The sequence below is a fragment of the Kitasatospora sp. NPDC058184 genome (genome assembly GCF_042883725.1).
Classification (GTDB): Bacteria; Actinomycetota; Actinomycetes; order Streptomycetales; family Streptomycetaceae; genus Kitasatospora.
This window is the reverse complement of record NZ_JBHVVE010000027.1, coordinates 64,447-86,871: the sequence shown is the minus strand read 5'-3', so window position 1 is coordinate 86,871 and position 22,425 is coordinate 64,447. Positions and strand designations below refer to the sequence as shown.

Annotated in this window: 25 protein-coding genes and 1 pseudogene; 12 read left to right on the top strand and 14 right to left on the bottom strand. The window is 73.1% G+C overall.

The window, feature by feature from the left end:
• Positions 1-93: 93 nt before the first annotated feature.
• Positions 94-423, top strand: a complete 330-nt coding sequence (locus ACFVXH_RS35345) for a hypothetical protein (RefSeq protein ID WP_387830075.1) — start codon at positions 94-96, stop codon at positions 421-423.
• Between the two features lie 147 nt (positions 424-570).
• Here ACFVXH_RS35345 and ACFVXH_RS35340 read toward each other — a convergent pair whose 3' ends face one another.
• Both ACFVXH_RS35340 and ACFVXH_RS35335 read right to left on the bottom strand, forming a co-directional pair.
• Positions 571-963, bottom strand: a complete 393-nt coding sequence (locus tag ACFVXH_RS35340; RefSeq protein ID WP_387830073.1) for a peptidase inhibitor family I36 protein — start codon at positions 961-963, stop codon at positions 571-573.
• Between the two features lie 89 nt (positions 964-1,052).
• Complete coding sequence (locus ACFVXH_RS35335) at positions 1,053-1,229, bottom strand: hypothetical protein (protein ID WP_387830070.1); 177 nt, start codon at positions 1,227-1,229, stop codon at positions 1,053-1,055.
• 87 nt (positions 1,230-1,316) lie between these two features.
• Here ACFVXH_RS35335 and ACFVXH_RS35330 point away from each other — a divergent pair, with 87 nt between their 5' ends.
• Entirely contained in the window at positions 1,317-1,661 is a 345-nt protein-coding gene (locus ACFVXH_RS35330; RefSeq protein ID WP_387830068.1) for a hypothetical protein, read from the top strand.
• A 70-nt stretch (positions 1,662-1,731) separates the two neighbouring features.
• On the opposite strand, the gene ACFVXH_RS35325 is transcribed toward ACFVXH_RS35330, so the two are convergent.
• From ACFVXH_RS35325 to ACFVXH_RS35310, 4 genes are all read right to left on the bottom strand, one after another.
• Positions 1,732-2,955 carry a tetratricopeptide repeat protein gene (locus ACFVXH_RS35325; RefSeq protein WP_387830066.1) on the bottom strand — a complete coding sequence of 408 codons (1,224 nt, stop codon included), beginning with the start codon at positions 2,953-2,955 and terminating at the stop codon, positions 1,732-1,734.
• Positions 2,956-3,073: 118 nt separating this feature from the next.
• Positions 3,074-3,577 carry a hypothetical protein gene (locus ACFVXH_RS35320; protein ID WP_387830063.1) on the bottom strand — a complete coding sequence of 168 codons (504 nt, stop codon included), beginning with the start codon at positions 3,575-3,577 and terminating at the stop codon, positions 3,074-3,076.
• Positions 3,577-3,735: a hypothetical protein gene (locus ACFVXH_RS35315; protein ID WP_387830061.1), complete on the bottom strand. Its 159-nt coding sequence runs from the start codon at positions 3,733-3,735 to the stop codon at positions 3,577-3,579. The genes ACFVXH_RS35320 and ACFVXH_RS35315 overlap by 1 nt, the downstream gene beginning before the upstream one ends.
• On the bottom strand, positions 3,732-4,046 hold the full coding sequence (locus ACFVXH_RS35310) for a type VII secretion target (protein WP_074003337.1): 315 nt from the start codon (positions 4,044-4,046) through the stop codon (positions 3,732-3,734). Before ACFVXH_RS35310 ends, ACFVXH_RS35315 begins: the two co-directional genes overlap by 4 nt.
• 147 nt (positions 4,047-4,193) lie before the next feature.
• Here ACFVXH_RS35310 and ACFVXH_RS35305 point away from each other — a divergent pair, with 147 nt between their 5' ends.
• Both ACFVXH_RS35305 and tsaD read left to right on the top strand, forming a co-directional pair.
• Positions 4,194-4,601, top strand: a complete 408-nt coding sequence (locus tag ACFVXH_RS35305) for a hypothetical protein (RefSeq protein WP_387830058.1) — start codon at positions 4,194-4,196, stop codon at positions 4,599-4,601.
• Between the two features lie 228 nt (positions 4,602-4,829).
• Positions 4,830-5,897, top strand: coding sequence for a tRNA (adenosine(37)-N6)-threonylcarbamoyltransferase complex transferase subunit TsaD (gene tsaD / locus ACFVXH_RS35300; RefSeq protein ID WP_387830054.1), 1,068 nt, complete (start codon positions 4,830-4,832; stop codon positions 5,895-5,897).
• Between the two features lie 904 nt (positions 5,898-6,801).
• Here tsaD and ACFVXH_RS35295 read toward each other — a convergent pair.
• The 6 genes from ACFVXH_RS35295 to ACFVXH_RS35270 all read right to left on the bottom strand — a co-directional run bounded on the left by ACFVXH_RS35295 (position 6,802) and on the right by ACFVXH_RS35270 (position 14,925).
• Positions 6,802-9,936 (bottom strand): lantibiotic dehydratase, encoded by a 3,135-nt coding sequence (locus tag ACFVXH_RS35295; protein WP_387830051.1) that lies wholly within the window; start codon positions 9,934-9,936, stop codon positions 6,802-6,804.
• On the bottom strand, positions 9,933-11,276 hold the full coding sequence (locus tag ACFVXH_RS35290) for a lanthionine synthetase C family protein (protein WP_387830048.1): 1,344 nt from the start codon (positions 11,274-11,276) through the stop codon (positions 9,933-9,935). The genes ACFVXH_RS35295 and ACFVXH_RS35290 overlap by 4 nt, the downstream gene beginning before the upstream one ends.
• Positions 11,276-11,671, bottom strand: a complete 396-nt coding sequence (locus ACFVXH_RS35285; protein ID WP_387830045.1) for a hypothetical protein — start codon at positions 11,669-11,671, stop codon at positions 11,276-11,278. Before ACFVXH_RS35285 ends, ACFVXH_RS35290 begins: the two co-directional genes overlap by 1 nt.
• A gap of 53 nt (positions 11,672-11,724) precedes the next feature.
• Positions 11,725-13,257, bottom strand: a complete 1,533-nt coding sequence (locus tag ACFVXH_RS35280; RefSeq protein ID WP_387830042.1) for a radical SAM protein — start codon at positions 13,255-13,257, stop codon at positions 11,725-11,727.
• A 5-nt stretch (positions 13,258-13,262) separates the two neighbouring features.
• Positions 13,263-13,490 carry a hypothetical protein gene (locus tag ACFVXH_RS35275; protein WP_387830039.1) on the bottom strand — a complete coding sequence of 76 codons (228 nt, stop codon included), beginning with the start codon at positions 13,488-13,490 and terminating at the stop codon, positions 13,263-13,265.
• Positions 13,491-13,632: 142 nt separating this feature from the next.
• A complete protein-coding gene (locus tag ACFVXH_RS35270) occupies positions 13,633-14,925 on the bottom strand; it encodes an MFS transporter (protein ID WP_380744216.1) in 1,293 nt (430 codons plus the stop codon).
• 100 nt (positions 14,926-15,025) lie between these two features.
• Between ACFVXH_RS35270 and ACFVXH_RS35265 the strand changes: the two genes are divergently transcribed.
• Positions 15,026-16,051: a DUF5937 family protein gene (locus ACFVXH_RS35265; RefSeq protein ID WP_387830036.1), complete on the top strand. Its 1,026-nt coding sequence runs from the start codon at positions 15,026-15,028 to the stop codon at positions 16,049-16,051.
• Positions 16,052-16,152: 101 nt separating this feature from the next.
• Here ACFVXH_RS35265 and ACFVXH_RS35260 read toward each other — a convergent pair whose 3' ends face one another.
• A complete protein-coding gene (locus tag ACFVXH_RS35260; protein WP_380744212.1) occupies positions 16,153-16,452 on the bottom strand; it encodes a hypothetical protein in 300 nt (99 codons plus the stop codon).
• A gap of 370 nt (positions 16,453-16,822) precedes the next feature.
• Here ACFVXH_RS35260 and ACFVXH_RS35255 point away from each other — a divergent pair, with 370 nt between their 5' ends.
• From ACFVXH_RS35255 to ACFVXH_RS35230, 6 genes are all read left to right on the top strand, one after another.
• Positions 16,823-17,656, top strand: coding sequence for a hypothetical protein (locus tag ACFVXH_RS35255; protein ID WP_387830034.1), 834 nt, complete (start codon positions 16,823-16,825; stop codon positions 17,654-17,656).
• Positions 17,657-17,734: 78 nt separating this feature from the next.
• On the top strand, positions 17,735-18,472 hold the full coding sequence (locus ACFVXH_RS35250; RefSeq protein WP_387830032.1) for a class I SAM-dependent methyltransferase: 738 nt from the start codon (positions 17,735-17,737) through the stop codon (positions 18,470-18,472).
• A gap of 45 nt (positions 18,473-18,517) precedes the next feature.
• Positions 18,518-19,723: a GNAT family N-acetyltransferase gene (locus ACFVXH_RS35245; RefSeq protein ID WP_387830030.1), complete on the top strand. Its 1,206-nt coding sequence runs from the start codon at positions 18,518-18,520 to the stop codon at positions 19,721-19,723.
• Between the two features lie 29 nt (positions 19,724-19,752).
• Positions 19,753-20,121 (top strand): hypothetical protein, encoded by a 369-nt coding sequence (locus ACFVXH_RS35240; protein WP_049650457.1) that lies wholly within the window; start codon positions 19,753-19,755, stop codon positions 20,119-20,121.
• The gene (locus tag ACFVXH_RS35235) at positions 20,118-20,639 is read left to right on the top strand and encodes a pyridoxamine 5'-phosphate oxidase family protein (RefSeq protein WP_387830028.1); all 522 of its coding nucleotides are present in this window, start codon (positions 20,118-20,120) and stop codon (positions 20,637-20,639) included. Before ACFVXH_RS35240 ends, ACFVXH_RS35235 begins: the two co-directional genes overlap by 4 nt.
• Positions 20,640-20,782: 143 nt before the next feature.
• Positions 20,783-21,328 (top strand): EF-hand domain-containing protein, encoded by a 546-nt coding sequence (locus ACFVXH_RS35230; RefSeq protein WP_387830027.1) that lies wholly within the window; start codon positions 20,783-20,785, stop codon positions 21,326-21,328.
• Positions 21,329-21,574: 246 nt separating this feature from the next.
• Here ACFVXH_RS35230 and ACFVXH_RS35225 read toward each other — a convergent pair.
• Positions 21,575-21,835 (bottom strand): annotated as a pseudogene (locus tag ACFVXH_RS35225) (hypothetical protein); the annotation flags it as partial.
• Between the two features lie 206 nt (positions 21,836-22,041).
• Here ACFVXH_RS35225 and ACFVXH_RS35220 point away from each other — a divergent pair.
• Positions 22,042-22,356, top strand: coding sequence for a DUF6980 family protein (locus ACFVXH_RS35220; RefSeq protein ID WP_074003347.1), 315 nt, complete (start codon positions 22,042-22,044; stop codon positions 22,354-22,356).
• The last annotated feature ends 69 nt before the right edge of the window (positions 22,357-22,425 follow it).

Below are 22,425 nucleotides of genomic sequence, written 5' to 3'. Positions count from 1 at the left end.
GCGGACACTCCGATGGATCCACCGGGAGGCACGAACACGAGTGCGATGCAACTGTGTTCGTATAAATACCAACCCCGCTCGTACGCGACCTGCGTGACGGGGCAGCCCGGTTCCAGCGCCTCCACCCACCCGGAGCCCGGCGAGACCTGCGTGGACCTGCTCACCCGCCTCACCCCGTACACCGAGGTCATCACCTGGCAGGACGGCACCAAGAGCACCATCGCCTGGACGTCCGTGGAAGCCACCCTCTCCGGCGCCACCGCCACCGGAACCGTCATGTCGGGCCACTACCTGGGCGACAGCGCCACCAAGGTCGTCGACGCCCTGTCCTTCACCGGAACCAACCCCGAGCTCTGCCCCCTCGGCGACGGCACCGTCTCCGGCGTCAGCGGCACCGTCGCCCTGACCATCGAATCCCTCTGACACAAGTGCCCGGCCGAGCCGCGCCGGCAGCCTCGGCGGCGGGCCAGGGCCGCGACGCCCGCGGCGAGTGCACGGCCCGACTCTCCGGGCCCAGGGTGTCCCGCCCCCGTGCCGAGGCGGGAGCGGGACACCCCAGGAGGCCCAGGCCTAGCAGGACCAGCGGTGGGAGCGGAGGTGGACGCCGGTGCCGCCGTTCTGCGAGAAGTTACCCCTCGCGCCCGCCGCCGTGCACACCACCCGCTGGCCCGTGTAGTTCGCGCCGGGGTAGAACGCCACCGGCCTGCCGGAGCCGCCGTGGTTGTACACCGAGCGGACCTTGGTGGTGGCGGACCAGCTGCAGCGGTCTCCGGCCTGCCAGTCCGGGTCGTCGTAGGGCCAGGCGCAGACGCTGCCCGTCCCGTCGGGTCCGCTGTAGACGCAGACCCGCCCCTCCACGCACGACCACGGGTCGAGGGCGGCGTGGGCGGGCTGCGGGACGGCGAGCAGGGCGGCTGCGGCGAGGGAGGCGATGAGGCCGAGGTGCCTACGGGTGCGTTCCATGACGGTCTGTCCTTCCGGTGGGGGTTGTACGGTGTGCGCCAGGCCGGGCGGGGCCCGGACTTCGGGCGGGCTCAGGCTCCGGGCGAGGCTCAGGCCCCGGGCGGGCTGACGTAGCCGGAGACGTGCTGGTGGTTGGTGCTCACCGTCGACGGGTCGAGGTGGGTACGGAGGGCGACCTTGTCGCCGAGGTTGCCGTCGACGGTGTCGAGGGTTCCGTTCGCGTGGACGGCGGCGACCACGCCGACGTGGCCGAGGGATTCGCCCACGAGGTGGAAGTCGGCGCGCTCGGCGGGGACAGCCGCTGTTCGGCCCCGAAGCCCGGGCCGTCCGGCACTCGGCTGCGAGCCTGTGCGATGGTGCAGCCCCGTCAGGTCCTGTTCGCGGTCCGGATCGACAATCCGACGAACGCGCCGGTCGAGGTGACCGCGAAGGTGGCCGGCTCCTGGTCGGGCATCCAGCACTCCTGCGACCCCGGACGCTCCGTCGTACACACCACCATCGCACCGGGCGCCACCTTCACCAGCGACCCCGAGGAGTGCGTGACCCCCCGCCGCACCGCACCGCTCGCCTACCAGGCGGAGGTCTTCGCCGCCGCCGGAGACGGCCGGCAGTGGACCGGCCACCTGTTCTCACCGCGCGCCAACGTCTACCCGGACCGCGAAACCCTCTGGCGCTGCGTCGGCGACGTCCCGTGCTGAGCCCCTCGCCCGTGCCACCGTTCGACGAGTTCGCTCGAGGCCACGGGGCCGCTCCCACGGGCGGGGAGCGTCATTGCCAGGGCGCGGTATCCGGGCTGGTCCACGGGTCGTCGTGGCACTCCTCGCCGGGATCGGACCAACTCGGCTCCTCGTGTTCCACCCTGCGGGTCCAGAAGCGCCGCTCCTCTTCCCGTTGGGCAGCCGCACCGGGGACGGCGGCGATCGCCTCGGCGAAGCGGCCCTGCTGGACCAGCAGTTCGGCCAGGTATGTCGCGGCCCGGGTACCGGGCAGCGGGCGCAGCCGGGCGATGGCCTCCTCGATGCGGCCGTCCCGGGCGAGCAGCCATGCGATGGTCTGCTCGCGGTCGTCGACCTCGTCGGCCGGCAGGGCCTCGACCTCCGCGATGGCCTCCCCGGCACGGCCCGCCTCTCCCATCAGCCACCACCGGTTGGAGCGGAGCCAGAAGGCCTCGTTCTCGGCGAGGAACTCGGGACTGCGTCCCTCGGTGAGTTCGAGGGCCTGGTCGTGCCGGCCCTGTTCGGCGAGGAGGACCATAGTCGCCTGGAGGAGGTTGCCGTCGTAGAGGTCGTCGAAGGTGTGCTCCACCGCCTTGACGGCGTCATCGAACCTGCCCTGCCGAATCAGCAGTTCCATCAGCGCGTTCTCGTACCAGCCCGGATGCCGGGCGGCGATGAGGCCGCGCAGGTACGCCTCCGCTTCCGCGGCCCGGCCCAGGTTCTCCAGGGCCGTCACGTACGGCCTCGCGGCGACGTACCGCTCGCGGCCGGCGGCGAGTTCGCGCAGTTCCTCGATCCGGCCGTGCCGCGCGAGCAACTCCGCGTAGTCCTCCACGGTTGACCCGCCCCGCTTCGCGGCGGCATCCGCTGCCCGCAGCCCGATCGCCTCGTCGACACGGCCCGACCGTTCCAGGACGCGGGCCTGCGCGGACAGCGCGTCCCGCAGGTCGCGGCCCCCGGGCTGTTCCGGGTCGCGGCGGAACGCCTCGGCGATCGGGCCCAGCAGTTCCAGCACCCGCTCGTCGCGCCCCCGCCCTTCGGTCACCGTGACCAGGGTCCACAGCGTTCGCCCGTCACGCGGCCGCCGGGCGAGCGCGTCGATCGCCTCGTCCACCAGCCCGGCCTCGACCAGCACCTCGGCGTAGTCCCGCCACGCGTCGTACGCGGCCCTCTCCCCGGCCCCGGGGCTCGCCAGTTCGAGTGCCTGCGAGGTACGGCCCCACCGCAGCAGGACGTCGGCGCCCGTCCGTACCGCCGGCCGCCAACCGGTGGCCACGAACGGCTCCACCACCGCCCACGCCCGCTCGAACTCCCCGCATCAGCTCCCGCCTTCCCGGTTCGGGGAGACGGGTGCTGGGCGGGGCGGCCGGGGCCGTCGAGGTTCCGTGTGATGGTCAGCGGACGGTGACCTGGATGCTCTTGGAGATGTCGCACCGGTCCCCCTTGTACTTCGGCACGCCGGCATCGCAACTCCCCTCCCCGAACAACCAGGTCAGTGTGGTGGTTCCGGGCGCCAAGGCGCTGAAGGTCAGGTCGAACTCGGAGCCGCAGCCCGCCATCGGCGGGTCCGTGGGGCAGGGGCTGATGACGAAGTCCTTGCCGGGTCGCAGCACGCCGCCGTCGCCCGCCGAGTAGAGGTACCACTTCTTCTGCAGGGCGCCCCCGGTCGTTCTGACGCCGAGCCGCTGTCCGACCGTCAGGGTCACCGTGCTGGTCGGATACGGAGAGGTGGCGTTCGACGCCTTCTCGGGGAGGGGCACCTCCACCTCCGGTCGGGGGGTGGAGGCGACCGTGGTGCCGGCCGGGCCGGAGTCGGACCACCAGCCGGCGAGGTGGGAGACGAGCAGCAGGGCGCCGACCAGGAGCGCCGCCACGCTGGTGATGACGGTTCGGCGCATCAGCTGCCCTCTTCCCGGACCCGGCGCCGCATGGTGATCAGCCCGGCCACGGCCAGGGCCTTGCCGATCGCGCCGAGAAGCGCGGCGCCGATGAAGAAGCCGGAACCGGGGTGCGTGATGGACTGCTGCGCCTTCTGCAGGTCCGCGACCTTGCTCATCGGGTCTGCGCCGGGGTCAGCGATGCGGCGGCCGTCGTTTCCGCGGCGCGGTAGTTGGCGCTGGTGGCCGACATCTTCTGGACCAGTTGCCCCACGGCGCGCTGTGTGACGTGCAGTTCCTGGCTCCAGTTGGTGTCGAAGCCCGCCCACGCCCGGTCCACCCCGAACTCGCCGAAGTCGGCGGACTGGTAGGGCTTCTGCGCGGTGTAGGCCTGGTTGGCCGAGGCCAGGTCGGTTGCGACGTTGTTGAGCCCCGTGGTCACGTGGTCCAGCGCGTCGGGTTGGACGGTGTACCCCACCGAGTCGGACATCGGCTGCTCTCCCCCAAGAAGCTCCATGGCCCGCCGTAATCGAACGAGCACGGTCGACGAGCATAGACGCTGCGGGAGAAGCGTCGGACCCCGGAGGAGCTGGACATCTTCGGGATCTGGGACGAACAGGTCCTCGCAGGCGTAGTCATGACCTCGGCGTTGCAGTTCACGGACGCGCGACTCGAGCGCGACGTCGCCCTGAGTCGCAAGCTCGGCGCGGATGTGCACCTGCTCGCAGCAGTCGACACGGTGCCGGACGCGACCCGGGCAACAGCGGAACGTCTCTGCAAGCAGGCTGGTCCGGAGCTGCACGTCTACGACCGCAGCCGGCTCCGGCCGGCTCCTCTCCCCAAGTTCGCACCGGCAACTGCCGCCGACGGTCCGCGGTGGGCCCTCTCCGCCGCCCAGGAGCTGCGGGCCTTCATCACCACCGGCAAGCCGATAACCTCGGGCCAGGCTGCGAAGGTGCTGAAGACGGCTTCGGGGGCACCAGCCCGGTCGGTGGTCAGATCGCAGCGCTCACCGAGGCGGTCAACCACCATGGGGCCGCACTGACTCAGCCGCTCGAACACCTGCGACGCGAGGCCCGGTTGCTGCTGGACCCACTCAACACGCGGCAGTAGAACCCGGGCAGTGCGCGGGGCCGAAGGACTGCCCGGCCCCGCGTCGTACGCAGCGCCATCAGGATGGCGCATCCGATTCGGACCCCGCCGGACCCCCCTCCCGTGCCTTATTGCACAATAGTTGCAGTTGCATATCGAGGAGCAATAAGGAGTGGGTGCGATGCCGGCCTCGCCAGTGGTGCTGGGGATCGAGTCCTCGTGCGACGAGACCGGTGCCGGTCTCGTCCGGGACGGGGTCCTGCTCGGGCAGGCGGTCGCGTCGAGCATGGACGAGCACGCCCGGTACGGCGGGGTCGTGCCGGAGATCGCCGCCCGCGCCCACGTCCACGCGATGGCGCCCGTGGTCCGCGAGGCCCTCGACCGGGCCGGGCTCACCCTCGCCGACGTCGGCGCCGTCGCGGTCACCGCCGGGCCGGGCCTCTCCGGTCCGCTCCAGGTGGGGGTCGCGGCGGCCAAGAGCTACGCCTTCTCGCTCGGCGTGCCCCTCTACGGCGTCCACCACCTCGCCGGGCACGTCGCGGCCGCCGCCCTGGAGGGCGAGCCGCTGCCGAACCCGTGCGTCGTCCTGATCGTCTCCGGCGGGCACACCTCCCTGCTGCTGGTACGCGACCTCGCCCGCGACCCGATCGTCCACCTCGGCGACACCCTGAACGACGCCGCCGGCGAGTGCTTCGACAAGGTCGCCCGGATCCTCGGCCTGCCCTACCCCGGCGGGCCCGCCATCGACCGCGCCGCCCGCGACGGCAACCCGAACGCGGTGCGCCTCCCCCGCCCGCTCAGCGGGCCCAACGATCCCCCGTACGCCTTCTCCTTCTCCGGCCTCAAGACCGCCGCCGCCCGCTGGGTCGAGGCCCAACGGGCCGCCGGCGGCGAGCCGCACGTCCCGGACGCGGCCGCGGCGCTCCAGGAGGCCATCGCGGACACCCTCACCCGCAAGGCCGTCCGGGCCTGCACCGACCACGGGATCGGCACCCTCGTCGTGGTCGGCGGCGTCGCCGCCAACTCCCGCATCCGCGCGCTGACCGAACAGCGCTGCGCCGCCGCCGGGATCACCCTGCGGGTGCCGCCGCTGCGGCTGTGCACCGACAACGGCGCGATGATCGCGGCCATCGGCGACCTCCTGGTCCGCTCGGGCGCGGCCCCGTCCCCGATGAACCTCTCGATCGACCCCTCCGCGCCCCTGGAGTACGCGGCGCTCTCCCCCCTCGCGGCAGTCCGAGCCGCGTGACGACCCGCAGGTCCCGATGGCCCGGCCGCACACCCCTCGGCGCCTCCTGACCACCCGGTTCCCGGCCCGTCCGGCGACGGCGACGGCGATATGGGGAGCGACGCTCCGGATCACTGTCCGCACCCCGAGCCGCCCGGGAGAGCGGTCGCGGGAGACGAGCGCGGCCCGGGATCCACAGGTCCGATCCGGACTCCCGAGGGGACGCCATGGCGCCACGCCGGGAACCGAACCACCGCCGCGCCCGGCTCGAGGACGGGTCCGACACGGCCGGACGGCAGGGGCCGCCGGAGCGGGTCAGAAGCGGGGGCTGCACCGGCCCGGCTGCTGCCCTGCTCAAGGAAGCGCGGTAGACCGCTTCGAGCGCAGCACCCGGGGAGCGATCATGGACCGGACGGGTTCGCTGAGTGCCACCAGGCCTCCTGCACAAGGGAGTTGTCCCGACGCTGCGACCGGAGGCCGCGGCCCGCGCCCCGTTCGGCACCGTGCAACGACAGCTGTTCACCATGCGGACCACCCATGCGGACCCGACCGCGATATGTCATGATCGCGGCAAATCTCACCCTCCTCCGTCCTCGACGGCGCGGACGGCACGGACGGCTCCACCTTCAAGGTCCGTCCTCCAATCTCGTCTTCTTGGCCCCACAACAGGGCCACCATTCTTCGGAGTTGGTATGGATACGGGGAAATTCAGCCACGAATCGGCATGCCATGTGTACAGCCACGTGCTGAACCACGAGGCGGACCGCAGTGCCCCGGCCGAGCGTGCGTCGAACTCGCAGAACAACGACTCCCCCGCGCCCTTCTTGAAGGCCTGGCCGGGCAGCTTCGCGTCGAGGTCGAGGACGGACGCACTGCGGGACCGGACATCGATCACGCGGTGGTCCCCAGGAAACCCACCGGGGTGTCAGCGGGCCGTCGCGGCCAGGCTCTGGCGCGTCCGGAAGAGCAGTTCCAGGATGGTGTGTTCCGTCGTGCGGTCCGGGCCGAGCAGGCGGTTGCAGTGCAGGTGGACGTAGCTGTCGCAGAGGTCGGGCAGCGGCTTGCCGAGCAGCCGGTGGCGGTCCAGGTCGGCGAGCCGGGCGGCGACGTCCTGCGCGGCGCGGCGGCGTTCGGCGAGGACGGCGTCGATGCCGGGCGGGGCCGGGCCGCGCAGCAGTTCGCAGAACTCCGCCTTGCGGGTGCGGTACTGGGCGCCGGCGGAGCGCAGTCGGTGGGTCCAACGGTCGTGGATCCGGCGGTAGAAGCGCAGCCGGTCCGGTTCGTCGAGGCCGAGGCCTGCCAGCAGATCGTCGATGGTGAGCAGGGCGAGCGCCGTGTCGTCGAGCGGCAGTTGTCCGGTGCGGCCGAGGGACAGCAGGTCGAGGACGGCGAGGCTGTCGGCGGTGTAGAGCTGCTCGGTGGCGTCCATGGCGGGGAGGCCGCCGTAGCGTTCGATCTCGCGGTCGTAGACGTCGAAGCCGAACCGGGAGAGGTGTCCGTCGGCCAGGAGGGTTCCGGCCCAGTCGCCGAGTGCGGGGATGAGCCGGCCGGGGTCGCCGCGCAGGCGCAGCCGCAGGTGGGGGTCGGGGTCCGCGTAGCGCAGGAATATGCGGCGGTCCGTGTGGTGCGCCGTGGCGCGGACGAGGTCCCTGACGCCGTCGGCGAGCAGGGAGTTCTCGTCCTGCCGGTCGCCGTAGAGCTTGACGTAGGTCCAGTCGCTTCCGGGGTGGCGCAATCGCTCCGTGCGGCCGATCGGGGCGTGGACGGGCCGGGGCCGCCGTGCGGGAGGGGCGGCGGCGCGGCGGGTCATGGAGACGACGAGTTCCACGATGTGGGGCCCGTCGGGCCCGGTGGCCCAGGCGTCGTCGAGGCCGGGGAGGGCTTCTTGGAGGACGACGGCGCCGCCGGGCCGCAGGTGGTTCACGGCGCGGCGCAGTTCCTCCGTGTGGGAGCGCGCGGCGAGGTCGATGAGGAGTCGGTGGTCGGCGGCCTCGTCGCTGCTCGTCAGGTAGGTGTGGCGGGGCACCCGCCAGTGGCGGCGCCAGGCGTCGAGCGCGGCCGGGAACCCGTCCGGGTGCCCGGTGAGCTCCTGTCCCCGGGCGTGGTCGAGGCGCCACTGGGCCGGGCGCAGGACGAGCGGGCCGCGGGTGACGCGGGGCAGGTAGGGGAACCTGCGGGCCGGTCCCCAGTCGAAGCCGGTGAGCAGGGCGGTGCCGTCGCGGCTCAGGTCGGCGAGGAAGCGGCAGACGGCCGGCGCCCGGCTGTGGTTGAGCATGTGTCCGGCGCGGACGGCGATCTCCCGGACGGTGCCGGTGCGGTCGTCCCAGATCAGCGCGAACCTGGCGTCGGTGACCCGGACGGCGAGTTCGTCGAGGGGGATCCAGCGGGTCGGCCCGGGCTCGGCGCTGGTGCGGATGCCGATCTCGTGGTCGCGGACGGCGGGGCGCACGACGACGTTGGCCGAGCGGGTCTTCTCGGGCAGGTAGACCAGTTCGGCCTGGACGCGCTCGGGGTCCAGGGCCTGTTCGGCGTCGGCGATCCCGGCGAGGGCGGGAACGGCTTCGGGCAGTACCCCCGCGAAGCGGCCGAGGTTGCGTCCGGCGGCTCCGGCGCCGGTGTTGGCGCCGACCACGAGCCGGAAGTCGCCCGCGTCGATGGCGGTGGGCGACGGGGCGGCGACCATGGCGTAGAGGTCGAGCGAGGCGGGCAGCCGGTGGGGGTCGGGGTCCGCGAGGGCGATCCGGTCGATGGTGTCCTGGTCGAGGTCGATGCCGGTCAGGTGGTCGTGGAGCGCCTCGGTGGCGAGCCGGAGCAGGGTGTCGGCCCGTGTGGTGTCCAGGGGTGCGCCCGCCGCGGACGGGGAGGGTGTGCCGAGGCCGGCGACGGGGTCGAGGAGTTCGAGGAGGGGCACGTCGCGGTCGGTGCCGTACCGGGCCTCGAACGCGCGCCGGTAGCCGGCGATGTGCGGCGGCCCGTCCGGGAAGGGGGTGAGACGCAGGAGCAGTTCGGCCGCCGCCACGGCCGCGTCGGCGACGTCGCGGGATATCCGCCCGGCCGCGAGGGGCAGCGCCGCGTCGACTTGGAGGGGCGTGGCCGTGGCGAGGCCGGTGACCCGGCGGACGTGGTCGGCGAGTGCGGGGAACGTGGCGGCGCCGGTGTCGGGGGGCTGTTTCTCCCAGTCCCGGACGGCCGCGAGCAGCGCGTCGAGGTCGGCGTGGGCCGCAGCGGCCTCGGGGATGCGGGCGAGGTGGCCGAGCACGTGCGCGGCGGGGTCGAGGCAGGTCAGCGGCGGGTGGAGGTCCGTCAGGAGGAAGGCGTGCCGCCACAGGCGGTACAGCAGGTCGTCGACCTTGTCGGGGGTCGCTCCGGGGACGGTTCGCAGGAGGTCGGCGGCGAGGTCCGCATGGGCGACGGGGGTACGGGCGAGGGCGAGGGCCCGGGTGACCGCGCCGGTGGCCCGGAGGGTGACGTTCTCGCCGCCGGTGGCGGTGCGGGGTGCTTCGACGCCGCTCAGGGTGACCCGGCCGGCGCGGTGCAGTACGGCCGGGTTGGCGATGACCCGGGTCTCCCGGCGGATCTCGGGGACGGATTCGAGGGCGGTGACGAAGTGCAGGAGGGCGTGCATGTCGAGGCGGGCGTGGGCGTCGGGCGGCCGGTCGGCGAGGCGGACGTCGGTGACCGGTGCCCAGTGCCCGAGGGCGGCGCCGGCACTGAGCCCGAACGGGGTGGGCCGGGTGCTGAGGCGGATGAGGTAGCGCAGGAGGCTCGATTCGAGGTGCCGCCGGTCGCGCTCGGTGCTCGCCGGCCGCCGCAGGGCGGCCGCCAGGGACAGCGAGGAGACGACGATGGCCCGCCGGGCGGCGTCGTTGTCCCGCACGCGCGCGGTGGCGGACACGGCCCCGGGGGTGGCGGGCTCGGGCCCTGGGGCGTCGCCCGCGGGGTAGTCCGTGACGGGCAGGACGGGGGTGCGGATCATGACGAAGTCGAGCGCGCGGTACAGCCGCGGCGCGGCGGCGGGCCGTGGCGGGGCGCCGGGCGGGCGGGAGGCGTCGGCGGTCATGACAGGAGGAAGAACCGATCCCAGGCGGGTGGCTCGGGCATGGCGGCGGCCAGCAGGGCGAGGGCGACCCCGGGGGTGCCTTCCAGCAGGCCGACCCGGTCCGCGCGGGTGCCGTCGGGTTCGATGCTGCGGTAGCCGAAGGGCGATCGGGGCTGGTACTCGTCGAGCAGCTGGTCGACGAGCCGGCGCGCCCCCGCGATGATCTCCGGGTCCCCGGTGTCGGCGGCGAACCGGAGGGTGACCTGGAGGAGGCCGGCGATGCCGTGGCAGAAGCCGGGCGAGGCGATGCGCCGCTGGGCGACCGGTCGTCTCAGGACGGCCCGGACGGCGGCCGTGGCCGCATCGGTGAGGCCGGTGTCGGCCAGGGCGGTGCCGGCCAGCCACAGGGCGCGGGCGACACCGGGGCTGCCGTAGCACCAGGCGTCGCGCGCCGGTGAGGGCGCGGGCGCCCGCTCACCGAGCGCGACGACCGCCGGGTACCCGCCGCCCCGGGGATCGTCGACGTGCCGTGCGGCGAGCCAGGACGCGGCCCGACGGATCGCCTCGGTGTGTCCCGGGACGGCCGGGCCGTCGGCGTGGGCGAGGGCGAGCAGGGCGAGCGGTCCGGTGATCCCGTGGGCCAGGCCGCAGTTGGCGACCGCGGACGGGTACCGCTCCCGCATGCCCTCGTCGGCGATGAGGTGGTGGGGGGTGTGCCAGGCGGGCATCCCGTCGTCGTCCCGGCACAGGTCGACGAGCCGGCCGAGCAGGGTGTTCAGGGCGCGGTCCCGGTTCGGGTCGGCCGGCCGGGAGTGGAGGTAGGCGGCCACCCCGGTCCAGCCGGAGACGAGGTCGAAGGCGGCGACGGCGAGGCCCGGTCCGCCGACGGCGCGAGGGCCTCGGGGCCCGTGGTCGTCCAGTCGGGCCACCTGGTCGTACAGGCTGTCGTCGATGTCGTCGAGCAGGCCCCGGTACCGTCCCCGGCCGTTGGCCAGGTAGGCGGTGGTGAACGCCGTTCCGGCGAGGCCGGCGAAGAGTCCCGGGCCCGTCACGGGGTGCCGTGCGGTGCTGTCGACGGCGTGGGCGAGGTGGCGGTGGGCTGCGAGGTCCCAGCCCTCGCCCGGCAGGCAGCGGTCGAGGTGCCCGAAGGCCAGGGCCAGGCCGCAGGTGCCCTGCGCGGTGCTGGACGGCGTCCAGCGCGGGCGCCCGTGGCGCGGGGCCGCGGCGCCGGCTCCCTCCGCGACGGCGGGATCGCGCAGTCGCGACAGCACGTCCAGGCCCGTGGCGCGGACCGTGTCCGCGGTCCGCGCGTCGCCGATGACCGGCTGCCAGGTGGCCGTCGCGTGGGCTGCTACGGCCATCAGCCTTCCCGCGGGTTGCGCTCCACGCGGCGGATGACCTGCTCTCCGGCGGCCCTGCGGGTGATCCCGTCGCCACGGACCTGGCTGACTTCCAGGATGTAGTGGTCCTCGAAGAGCCGGACCTCACCGCATCCGGCCCCGGTCGCGCCGGCGTCGCACTCCGAGGTGCACGACCCGCAGGTCTCACAGGTCTCGGTCTCGTTGTCGGTGCAGCCGCTCTCACAGGTGCTGGCGCAGCTGTTGGTGCATTCGTCACCACAGGTGCTGGCGCAGCTGTCCGTGCCGTCCGGCAGGTTCCGGGTGAACCTGTCGACGGCCTTCGTGACCACCTTCACGCGGATGTCCAGATCGAACTGGTCGTCGGTGATCTCCGCTCCTATGATCCGGTCGTTCATGGCGCGACCTTCCAACGCCTCTTGCCGGGCTGTGTTCCCTCGATTCCACTATCTCAGCGCCGGCGGGGGCCGCAAGCGGGGGCACCGGCGGCCGATCCGGCGGGGATGTCGTCGCGGAACTGGTCCGCCTCCGTGAACACGAACCCGTCCGCGGGCTCGCCGAGTCCCTCGGTGATCATCCGGGGAAGGTTCCGGCGCCAGAACAGGCTCTCGGAGTCGAGGTACACCTGGTGGCCGTCCAGGTGCCGCTTCGGGCAACCGCCCCAGCACACGGGCAGGAACGAGCACCTGGAGCAGCTCGGCAGGCGCGTCGGGTCGAACTCCGCCCACCACGACCGGTCGGGGAAGCTCTCCGGCTCCGGCTCCGCTCCGGCCTGCGCCGGCGGGAGCACCGTCAGCGGGAGCGCCTTCATCGGAAGCGCCGCCGGCGGGAGCGTCGCCGTGGGGAGCGCCCTCAACCGGCCTACGGCACGGTGCTGCTCGCCCACCTGAAGACCGCAGCGGTATTCCAGCCCGTCGGCCCCGACGACGGCCGAGCCCTCCGCGAGGGCTCCGCACACGGACGTCTTCGGGTGCGGGAATCCGCCCACGATGTCCTGGGTGTCCCGGGCCCGCGGCGGAAGCATGCTCCTGGCCGTCTCCTCCAGCGCGGAGAACTCCTCGGTGTCCAGCTCGTGCGGGCGCAGGAAAGCCGAACGGTCCGAGTACCCGGACACCCTGGCCACCGCCAGGACGCAGCGGAAGGGGCCGTCGAACCAGCCGCGGGCCGTCGCGAACCGGATGAACGGCGCGAGGTCGCCGGCGTTGCCGTGGTCGGCGTTGAACCGGACGTCCACCCGGGTGTGCCGGACGAGCACGTCCACCAGGTCGGCGGCCCGCTCGAAGGAGGAGTGGTCGTCCTCCCGGCGGTACCCCTGCCGGTACCGCCGCCTCCGGTCGTGGTTGTCCTTCATCCCGTCGAACGTGATCTGCACCTCGCGGATCCTGTGGCGCCCGACGAAGGACGCGGGGTCCTCGGGCCACCGGGTGCCGTTCGAGACCACGGAGGCGTGGTAGGCGATCCCCTTCTCGCGGCAGTACTCCTGGAGCGCGATCGACCCGCGCTCCAGCGCGTCGATGTTCATCAGCGGTTCGCCGCCGTACCAGTCCACGTGCAGGGACTTCCTGTGGTCGCCCAGCCGCTGCGCCGCGAGGGCGACGAGCATGTCCGCGTCGTCGAGACGGAGCGCGTCGGAGGAGCGCGACTCGTAGCAGTAGTAGCAGCCGAGGTTGCAGTCCATGGTGGTGGTCACCAGGAGGACGGCCGGGGCGTTGCCCCGGGCCGCCCAGTACCGCTCCCGCACCTCCGCGACCTCGTCGAATTCCGGGTCCACCAGGAACCCGTTCCGGCGCAGCCGCGCGGTGAGCCGTTCACCGAAGGAGTCCGGGGCGACCAGCCGGCGGTTCCCGCTCAGCAGCGCCGTGGCCTCCTCGGCCTGCGGTCCGTCGAACTTCATGACGCTGCCGCTACTGGTGTTGAAGAGGGCGTAGCCCTCGGTCAACGGCACTCGCAGGGTGTACCGGGAGGTGGCGAGCGGGGCGGTCATGCCGTCTACTCGGTTTCCAGGATGGCCACGCAGGTCGAGCGGCTGCCGCACAGCCGCGCGGGACTGAGGGTTCTCCCGCTGGAGGTCTCCTCCACGATGTCGCTGAGCTGCGAGTCGACGATCGTGGCCGTGACGATCTCGTACGTCTGCCCCGGGGGTACGTGGACCTGTGGGTCGGTGTCCTCCGAGGCGATGAGGCGGACCTTGGCGCGTGGTGCACGGTCCTTCGGCACGCTGCTCCCCTTCCTGGGCGCGGGCCGGGCACCGTCGCCGGCCGTCTGTGGACGGAGGCGGTTCCCGCTCCGGTGCCGGCCTACCCGCCCGCGCCCGCTGCCGGAGTGATGACGGCGCGGGAGCGAACGCCCGGCTGCCGGTTCATCGCGGAGCGCCGGTGCCCGGCAGTTCGCGCCGGGTGCGCAGCGGCGAGAAGAAGATCGGTATCCAGACCGTGGCGAGCCCGGCGGCCCCGGCCCACAACGCGGTTCGGACGGAGGCGAGTTCGCCCAGCAGCCCGGCCAGGGCCGCGCCGATCGCGAGTGAGCCCGTCAACAGGACGCGCATGGTGGCGTTCATCCGGCCGAGCAGGTGGTCGGGGGTGACGCTCTGCCGGAAGCTGACCTGGATCACGTTGTCGACGCCGATCTTGTACGTGGTGATCAGCCAGGCTCCGGTGGCGAGCCAGAGGGCCGGTCCTCGGTCGGCCAGGGCCAGCAGGGCGCCGAACGGTGCGACGGCCAGGCCCACCGACCACAGCAGCCGCCCGGCGCCGAACCGGCGGGCCGACCAGCGGGCCGACATCGAACCGATGAGCACGCCGAGACCGCCGACGGCGAAGAACAGGCCGATGACACTGCCGGAGAGGCCGAGCTCCCGGGCGAACAACACCGGCACCATGGTCTGGCACAGCTGGACGGACAGGTTCGTCAGTGCTCCGGCAAGCGCGACGGCCCGCAGGATCGGGTCGCCGAGCACGAAGCGCAGTCCCTCGCGTATCTCGCGGCCGAGCCCCGCGTCGGGCCGCTGCCGCGGACGCGGCTCCGGCCGGCGGATGCGCAGCAGGAGGAGCGCCGACCACAGGTAGCCGACGGCGTCGACCACGATCGCCGCCGGGGCGGAGAGCAGGGCCGTGAGGAATCCGCCCGCGCTGCGCCCGCCGATCTGGGCGAGGGCGTCCACCGTCACCAGGTGGGCGTTGGCCTGGGTGAGCCGGTGGCGCCCGACCAGGTCGGGCAGTTGGGTCAGCGTGGCCACGTCGAAGAAGACCGTGGCCACGCCCGTCAACAGGACCACCAGGTAGAGCTGTTGGATCGTCAGGCAGTCGAGCGCCCAGGCGGCCGGCACCGACCCGAGGAGGGCGGCCCGGACCAGGTCGGCGGCGATCATCGCCGGCCGCTTGCGGATCCGGTCCACCCAGGCCCCGGCCGGCAGGCCGATCAGCAGGAAGGCGAGGGTGCTCAGCGTCGCCAGCAGGCCGACCTGTCCGGGCGAGCTGTGCAGGGCCAGGACGGCGGTCAGCGGTATCGCGAGGGCACTCACCGCGGTGCCGAGCTTGCTCACCGCGGCGGCGCCGACGAGCAGGCGAAAGCCCGGGTCCCGCAGGACCGAAGCAGACGGATCGGGGGTGGTAGCGGCCGTGTCCGGCCGCTGGGGAAGATCGGTGCTGGTCATGAGCCGAGGTTCCCGCCGCACCGGCCGGCGGGCGAGGAATTTAGGCTGTACTGAATCCCGGGCCGCCGGCCGCTGGGTCCTCCGCCGTCGAGGGGGCATCGTGCTGGATCTGGCGTTCTCCGTCCGCGACTTGGCCCGCACCAGGTTCACCCTGTCGCCGCTGTGGGAAGTGGTGGCCAGCGTCAGAGTGCTGAAGCATCCGGCCGAGCACCCGCTGCACCGCCCGTGGAGCGTCGAGGCCGGACGCCGGCTGGCCGCCTCGGGGCTGGACTGGCGTCTGCTCGCCGATCTGGTCCCGGATCCGCCCGGGTCGATCCCGATCTTCCTCGCGCCGCCGCCGGCGGGCCCGGCCGCCGATCTGGACAGCGAGTTGGCCGTCCTGCGTGCCACGCCCGCCGAGCAGGTCCGGTCGGGCCTCGGCGCTCCGCGCGCGCCGCGTTCCGAGCGCGTCGACCGGCTGCGCGGCGATCCGCGCCGCGGCCTCGCCGAACTCGCCGACCTCATCGCGTCGTACTGGGAGATCGCGCTCGCGCCGTACTGGCCCCGCATGCGCTCGCTGCTGGAGGGGGACGTGCTGCACCGTGCCAGGCTGTTCGCCGAGCACGGGGCGGACCGACTGCTGGGCGACCTGGGGTCCGTCGTGACCTGGGACGACGACACCCTGCGCGTCGGGCACCACTACGTCCACGGCAGCCGGCGGCTCGGCGGGCGCGGCCTCCTCCTCGTGCCGTCGGTGTTCGTCTGGCCCCGCGTCTTCTCCGTCGTCAGCCCGAACTGGCAGCCCACCCTGCGCTATCCGCCGCGCGGGGTGGCCGCGCTCTGGGAACGGCAGGTCACCGTCCCGCAGGCCCTGGCAGCGGTCGTCGGCCGCTCCAGGGCCCGGCTGCTGGCCGACCTCGACACGCCCGCCTCGACGACCGAGCTGGCCCGCCGCACCGGGATCACGCCCGGCGGGGTCTCCCAGCACCTGACCGCCCTGCGCACCGCCGGCCTGGTCGACGCCCACCGCAGCGGCCGGTACGTCCTGTACGTGCGCACCGAGGCGGCGGAGGTCCTGCTCGCCGCGGCGGACGGACGGCGTGACGGTGCGCAAGCGCCGCCTTCGCCCCGGAGTCCTCCTCGTTGAGGACCGGCAGGAGCGTCCGGTGCGCGGGACGACCCACCAGGGTCTCGGCTGTCACGACGAGGACGCCTTCACCGGCCTCCGCCTGCCGGGCCCGGGCCGTCTCACGATCCGTCCCATATCCCCAGGCGCTTGAGCCGACGCTGCCGGAGCCGCTCCGAGGCCGCGGTGAGGCCGAGGATCAGCCACGTGGCCAGCCCGCCGATCACGACGAACAGGGGGCTGTCGGTCTCATCACCCGACACCAGCCACAGGAAGAGCGTGAGGGGCGCGGCCACCCACAGGCCGGCCTGGACCGGGTGCCGGCCCGCCCACTTCTGGAACCTGGTCGGACGCCGTTGCCCGCCCAGGACCTTGTCGAGAGCCCACAACCCATCAGCCAGAGACCGCCGCCATGTCGCCATGGCAGAAGGATAGGGCCGCTGCGCGGCGGCCCCACCGCCACTCCCGTCACACTCCGCAGGCTCATCCGACGCCCCCCGAGACCGGGTGACCGGCCTGGTCCGAGCGCGATCCGAGAACGGCCGTCGGCCGGACGGGTGGTGGGCAGGGGGTGGACGAAGCACGGGAGCAGGGCAGTAGGGTGCGGCGCTGACGGGTTGACGGAGTGTCGGCAGCGACACGGAGAGGCGTGAGGAACTCGGCGTGACGTACGGAGATCAGGGCTCTTTCCCACGGAGCCCCTACCCGCGGGATCCCCGCCAGTGGCCGCGACCGGCCGGAGTTCCGCTGTGGCAGCGGTTCCGGGGCGAGGAGTGGCCCACCCTGCGGGAGTTGCTGGCGCCCGCGCGGCGGGTGGCCAGGTGGTGGGCCCTGGTGCCGCTGCTGTTCTGCCTGTGGCCGTTCCTGGTCTTCCTGGCGCTCTATCCGATGGCCAGGTCGGCACGGCGGCTGGCGCGACGGGTGTTCATCGTGCCCGGGCCCCGGGGGATCACCGACGAGGTGGTGCTGCGGGTGCAGAGGATACGGGGGTGGCTGGCGCTCGGGGCGGCGCTCGTGGTGCTGCTCGTGTACGGGACGGCGGACGACTGGGACCAGCTCGACGACCAGTTCGAGACCCGGCTGACGGTCACCCCGTTGCTGGTGCTGGTGACCGCGCCCGTGGTGGTCGGGGTGCTGTTCCGGCTCGCCGGGCCGGCCGCGCGCCCGGCCATGCGGGCCCAGGTGCGGCCGGCGGTCCTGATGGCTTCGCAGTACCTGGGCGCGTGCGCGGCGGTGCCGGTGCTGCTGTGGCTCGCCGGTCAGGCGCAGGGGTCGGTCCAGGGGCTGTTCCTCGGGCCGCTGTTCAACCTGCTGGTCCTGGCGTTGCCGATCTGGGTGCTGATGTTCGTGGCCTTCGCCTCGCCGACGGTGGTTCGCACGGCCTTCACCATGGACCGGGTGCACCCGGTGTTCCCGCCCGTCCTGACCGGCGTCCTGGTCTGGGAACTCGCCCTGATCGGGCTGGTGTTCGGCGGCCTGCCGCCCGGCCCGCCGGCCGTCCGGCTGGCCGCCGTGGTCGGCGGGCCCGCGACGGTGACCGCGGTGGCGTGGTGGGAGGTGCACCGGCTCCGGAGCCGCTTCGGGGTCTCCCTGCGCGGGCGGGCGACGGCCGGGAGCGGACGGTAGCCAGACCGGCGGCGGTCTCGGGACCCGCGGCGATAGCGGGCCGGGCACGCCCCGGAGATCGGGCGGACAATCGAAGGCATGGGCGGAGCGGACCGGTTCGACACCCTCGGTGAGATGTACGAGGAGATGTTCCTCCTGCCCTGGCGCCGACACCTGGAGTCGTTCAGCGTGTTCGCCGCACTGGGCACGGTCACCGGCCGCAGCGTCCTGGACATCGGGTGCGGTACGGGCCTGTACAGCCGGGAGCTCAAGCGACGCGGCGCGGCGCGGGTGGTCGGGTACGACGTCTCCGGCGGCATGCTCGACGTCGCGCGGCGGGCCGAACGCGCCGAGCCGCTGGGCATCGAGTACACCGAGCGCCGCGACCTCGTCGAGGACGGCGCCTTCGACGCGTGCCTGGCCGTGTACGTCCTGCCGTACGCGGAGGACTACGGAGCACTGCTCTCCCTGTGCGCCCTGGCATCACGGACCCTGCGCCCGGGCGGCCGGTTCGTCACCCTGCCGGTGAACCCGGACTTCCACGGCGAGCGCACCTACTACGAGCGCTACGGCCTGCGCCTGGTGGAGACCGAGTCGCGCCACGACGCCTCGCGGGTGACGCTGGAACTGTGCTTCGGCCGCTACGACGAACGGATCACCGCACGGTACTGGAGCCGGGCCACCCTGGAACGGGCCCTGCGCGAGACGGGCTTCGCCTCGATCTCCTGGCCCGCCTTCCGGGTCTCAGGGGAAGGAACCGCCCGCCACGGCGAGGACTTCTGGCGGCCGTACCTCGCCTGCCCCCACGCGGCGATCATCAGCTGCACCAGAACCTGATCCCGGAGAACCCGACCCCCGGAGCCCGATCCCAGAGACACCACCATGGCGACCACACCACGGGACCACCGCCGCCCCGGCCCGATCGAGGCAGGATTCCCCCCGTCCCCCGCGGCGGTCGACCCCGCGCGGTGGGACCGGCTGATCGGCCCGGACAACTTCTACAACAGCAGCGCCTGGGTGCGCGCGCTCGAACTCGCCCACGGCGACACCGGCGCGCTCACCGCCGCCTCCGGCGGTCGGCTGCTGGGCGCCCTGTCCGTCTGGCCCGGCGAGAACGACGAACCCGGGCTGTTCCACCTGCCCACGCTGTTCCCGGACCTGGCGGCCGCCCGGTCCGCGCGATGGCTGTGGCTGGGAGCCCGGCGCTCGACCTACAACGAACTGGTCCGCACCCGCAGCGAGGACCGCGACCGCGCCCTGGAAGTCCTGCTGGAAGGGGCGCTGCGGCTGGCCCGCGACCGCGGCCTCGACGGCGTGGTCCTGCCCTACCTGGCCGCCGGCGACGCCCGGGAGCTCACCCGGATCCACCCCCGGGCCGTCGTCCTGCTGCACGACGCGGACGCCAACGTCGCCGTCCCGGCCGGCGGCTACGCCGAGCAGTCGGCGCGGATGAGCCAGCCCGACCGCACCCACCGCCGGGCCGAACGCCGGGCCTGCGAGCGCGGCGGCACGACCGTGGAATGGCGGCCCCTGGCCCACGGGGACGTCGCCCGGCAGGCCGCGGCCCTGGTGACGCAGACCCGTGCCAGGCACGGTGGAACCAGCGACCCCGCCTGGATGCTCCGCTCCTTCGCGGCCCAGGCCACGACGGGCGTGCTGGACCGGGCCGTCGGCTGCTTCGCCGTCCGCGACGGCCGCCCCGTCGCCGTGAACGTCTGCTACACCCACCACGACCGGCTCTACGGCCGCTACTTCGGCTTCGACTACCGCGCCGCCCAGCCCCGGAGCGAGTACTTCGTGCTCTGCTACCAGGCCCCCGTCGACTACGCGGCCGCCGGCGGCTTCCGCCGCTACCGCCTGGCCGTCTCCGCCTGGCAGATCAAGATCCGGCAGGGCGCCGTGCTCTCCCCGCTCGCCGCCGCCGTCCTGCCCCTGCACGGGCGGTTCTGCGACCCGCGGACGGCGGCCCGGCACAACACCCACACCGCCCGGCTCTGGACCGGCCGGTGCGCCGCCCGCCCCTGGGCCCTGGCACCCGAGTGGAACGACTGGGCCCAGGACGGCCCCGACGCTCCCGCCTCCGGCTGACCGCCGCCGACATCGGAAGGAGACCCGCCGTGCTGCACCTGGTCTACCTGATCCAGCCCACGCCGGACGCGGAGACGGACCCGCACGCCTTCTGGGAGTGGGTCCGCGCCCGCGAGTCCTGGTACTACGACGGACTCGACACCGTCCTGCGCACCCGGTGGGCGGTACGCACCGTCGGCGCCCACGTCCACACCATCGAACACACCGTCAGCTTCGCCGACGAAGCCGGCTGGGGCCGCTACCGCCGCCAGGTCGCCGACCGCGGCCGCGACCCGGCCTGGGAACACCGCCGCACCGAACAGACGCGCTGGTGGACCCTGCTGGACGCCACCCTGCTCAGCGACCCCCCGGTCCCCCTCGGCTTCGACCGCACCCCCGCACCGGGACGCACCCCGTGACCGACCCCGACGAACTCCTGCGCCGCAGCGGGCACCTGCTCACCCACGCCCGGTTCATGACCCTGGCCACCACCGACGGCACCGAATCGTGGGCCTCCACCGTCAACTTCGTGCCGCTGCGCGCTCCCGGCACCCCCTTGCGGCTGCTCTACTACTCGCTGCGCACCGCCCTGCACTCCCGCAACATCGGCTGCCACCCCCGCGTCGCGGGCTCGCTCTACCTGACCGGCCTGCCCGGACTCGGCCTGGACGGGGCCCAGTTCACCGGCACCTGCCGCGCCACCGACGACCAGGGCGTGGCGGAACACCACCGGCTCTACTACGAGTTGAACTTCCCCGACCCCGCCGTGCGGAGCGAATGGCTCCTGCCCGCATCCGACTTCCGGGGTTCGGGCCCCCGCCGCTTCTACACTGTCGAGGTCGACCGCTGGTGGCTGTTGGACATCGACCGCTGGCTCGTCGACAAGCACGACCAGCGCGTCGAGGTCCCCCTCCACGCCCTCACCGGGCCGGGCTGAGCCACCTGGCGCACCGCCGCCCTCCCGCCGTCACCCGCGACGGTGGCTTCCCCGCGTTGCGGGGGCGTCCCCCGGAGCGCCCCCTCTACCGTTCGCCGCATGCCGCCGCACGCCGCCCGCGCGGCCAGGGAATCGAGGACCACATGACGTCGGCCGTGAAGAGCAAGAAGTTCAACACCCTGTTCGACTGGTTCGACCTGAACGGGGACGGACAGCTGTCCCAGGAGGACCTGCGCGGCACCGCCGACGTGTTCGCCCGGACCGCGACCAGGGACGACCAGGCCACTATCCGGGCCCTGCACGACGCCTTCGCGCGCTGGTGGGACCTCCTGCTGGAGCACGGGGACACCGACGGCGACGGACAGGTCTCGCGCCAGGAGTTCCTCGCCGTCATGAAGGCCGACGTGACCACGCCCGCGCACTTCGAGGGCACGGTGCTGGCGATCGCCGACGCCCTGCTGAACGCCTACGACACCAACGGCGACGGCGTCCTCAGCAAGGAGGAGTACGTCCACATGTACGAGCAGCTGGGCGTGCCCCGCGTGCACTCCGAGCAGGCGTTCCCACGGCTGGACCGGGACGGTAACGGGGTGATCAGCCTCGACGAGTTCCGCGAGGCGATCATCGAGTTCTACCTCAGCGACGACCCCTCCGCGCCGGGCAACTTCCTCCTCGGGCCGATCGGCTGACGGCCGGATCGGCTGGATCGGCTGGATCGGCTGGATCGGCTGGATCGGTTTCACCGGATCCGGTCCCGCGCCGCTACTCGTGGCACAGGGTCTCCGGGCCCAGGACGCGGCGCCGCCGCAGGGGGTAGCCGCCAGCCGAAGCCCGACCCTCCGTAGCGGGGCGGGGAGCCTGCCGCACAGCAGGATCCCCGCCCCGTTCTCACGCAAGGAAGGGGAAAGTCGACGTTAAGGCACGGGAGATGACGATCAGTCGGACGCTGCGATCCGGGGGAAGGCGGTCCTCCGGACCTGACGGGCACCCGACTCCGGGACACCGCGCGGCGCCCGCGGTAGTCGGTCGTGCAGAGCATGGGTGGCCGACCGCCGTGAGAACCGAGCTTCCTTCGGCTGTGGACCCGGTCCGCGGGGATCGGTGAGGATTCGGGCCCCCGTGCCGTCGCGCCGCCAGCGGCGGAAGAGTCCGTAGACCGTCTCCCACTCGCCGTACCGGGCGGGCACGTCCCGCCTCGGCGCACCTGTACCGCCCCCACCGTATGCCGTCGATCAGCTGCCGCTTGACCAGACCGGAGGCCGTCCTGGCTTCTTGCCTGCCGGCAACATCGCCGCCAGTCTCGCCCACTGCGCGTTCGTCAGATCTCCCCGCCCCATCCGAAGATCATCTCAGGCCGTGATCTACTTCCGATCGTCCTGCTGATCGATGAGGAGCCAAGGCTATGACCGACCACTGCTGCGAGGCGATGACGGGCCAGGTGAACTGGCACTGCGACCAGCACGACGACCCCTTCGCCTGCCCGGACGCGCTGATTCGCTTCAGCACCAAGTTCCAGGACTACGGGTTGATCATCCACGACGGTGGTGCATCGATCATCAGGATCGACTTTTGCCCGTGGTGTGGACAGCGCCTCCCCGAGTCCCAGCGGGATCGCTGGTTCGACGAACTGGAGCGTCGCGGGATCGATCCATGGGAAGACCAGCTCCCGGCCGAGTTCCAGGACGCGAGCTGGCTCGCTTCGCTTCGTCAGGAGTGAAGCGGCTGTTGATCCACTTCTGAGACACGCCCTGGTCGGAGGGACCAGGCCTTGCGGGCGCGGGCGGGC

What these genes read in the sequence shown, in the direction of transcription:
- ACFVXH_RS35270 (WP_380744216.1), bottom strand. Translation starts at nt 14,925, where the DNA reads ATGACCAGCACCGATCTTCCCCAGCGGCCGGACACGGCCGCTACCACC.
- ACFVXH_RS35305 (WP_387830058.1), top strand. Translation starts at nt 4,194, where the DNA reads ATGACCTCGGCGTTGCAGTTCACGGACGCGCGACTCGAGCGCGACGTC.
- ACFVXH_RS35290 (WP_387830048.1), bottom strand. Translation starts at nt 11,276, where the DNA reads ATGGCCGTAGCAGCCCACGCGACGGCCACCTGGCAGCCGGTCATCGGC.
- ACFVXH_RS35245 (WP_387830030.1), top strand. Translation starts at nt 18,518, where the DNA reads ATGGCGACCACACCACGGGACCACCGCCGCCCCGGCCCGATCGAGGCA.
- ACFVXH_RS35340 (WP_387830073.1), bottom strand. Translation starts at nt 963, where the DNA reads ATGGAACGCACCCGTAGGCACCTCGGCCTCATCGCCTCCCTCGCCGCA.
- ACFVXH_RS35250 (WP_387830032.1), top strand. Translation starts at nt 17,735, where the DNA reads ATGGGCGGAGCGGACCGGTTCGACACCCTCGGTGAGATGTACGAGGAG.
- tsaD (WP_387830054.1), top strand. Translation starts at nt 4,830, where the DNA reads ATGCCGGCCTCGCCAGTGGTGCTGGGGATCGAGTCCTCGTGCGACGAG.
- ACFVXH_RS35310 (WP_074003337.1), bottom strand. Translation starts at nt 4,046, where the DNA reads ATGTCCGACTCGGTGGGGTACACCGTCCAACCCGACGCGCTGGACCAC.
- ACFVXH_RS35320 (WP_387830063.1), bottom strand. Translation starts at nt 3,577, where the DNA reads ATGCGCCGAACCGTCATCACCAGCGTGGCGGCGCTCCTGGTCGGCGCC.
- ACFVXH_RS35285 (WP_387830045.1), bottom strand. Translation starts at nt 11,671, where the DNA reads ATGAACGACCGGATCATAGGAGCGGAGATCACCGACGACCAGTTCGAT.
- ACFVXH_RS35330 (WP_387830068.1), top strand. Translation starts at nt 1,317, where the DNA reads ATGGTGCAGCCCCGTCAGGTCCTGTTCGCGGTCCGGATCGACAATCCG.
- ACFVXH_RS35315 (WP_387830061.1), bottom strand. Translation starts at nt 3,735, where the DNA reads ATGAGCAAGGTCGCGGACCTGCAGAAGGCGCAGCAGTCCATCACGCAC.
- ACFVXH_RS35295 (WP_387830051.1), bottom strand. Translation starts at nt 9,936, where the DNA reads ATGACCGCCGACGCCTCCCGCCCGCCCGGCGCCCCGCCACGGCCCGCC.
- ACFVXH_RS35260 (WP_380744212.1), bottom strand. Translation starts at nt 16,452, where the DNA reads ATGGCGACATGGCGGCGGTCTCTGGCTGATGGGTTGTGGGCTCTCGAC.
- ACFVXH_RS35230 (WP_387830027.1), top strand. Translation starts at nt 20,783, where the DNA reads ATGACGTCGGCCGTGAAGAGCAAGAAGTTCAACACCCTGTTCGACTGG.
- ACFVXH_RS35280 (WP_387830042.1), bottom strand. Translation starts at nt 13,257, where the DNA reads ATGACCGCCCCGCTCGCCACCTCCCGGTACACCCTGCGAGTGCCGTTG.
- ACFVXH_RS35220 (WP_074003347.1), top strand. Translation starts at nt 22,042, where the DNA reads ATGACCGACCACTGCTGCGAGGCGATGACGGGCCAGGTGAACTGGCAC.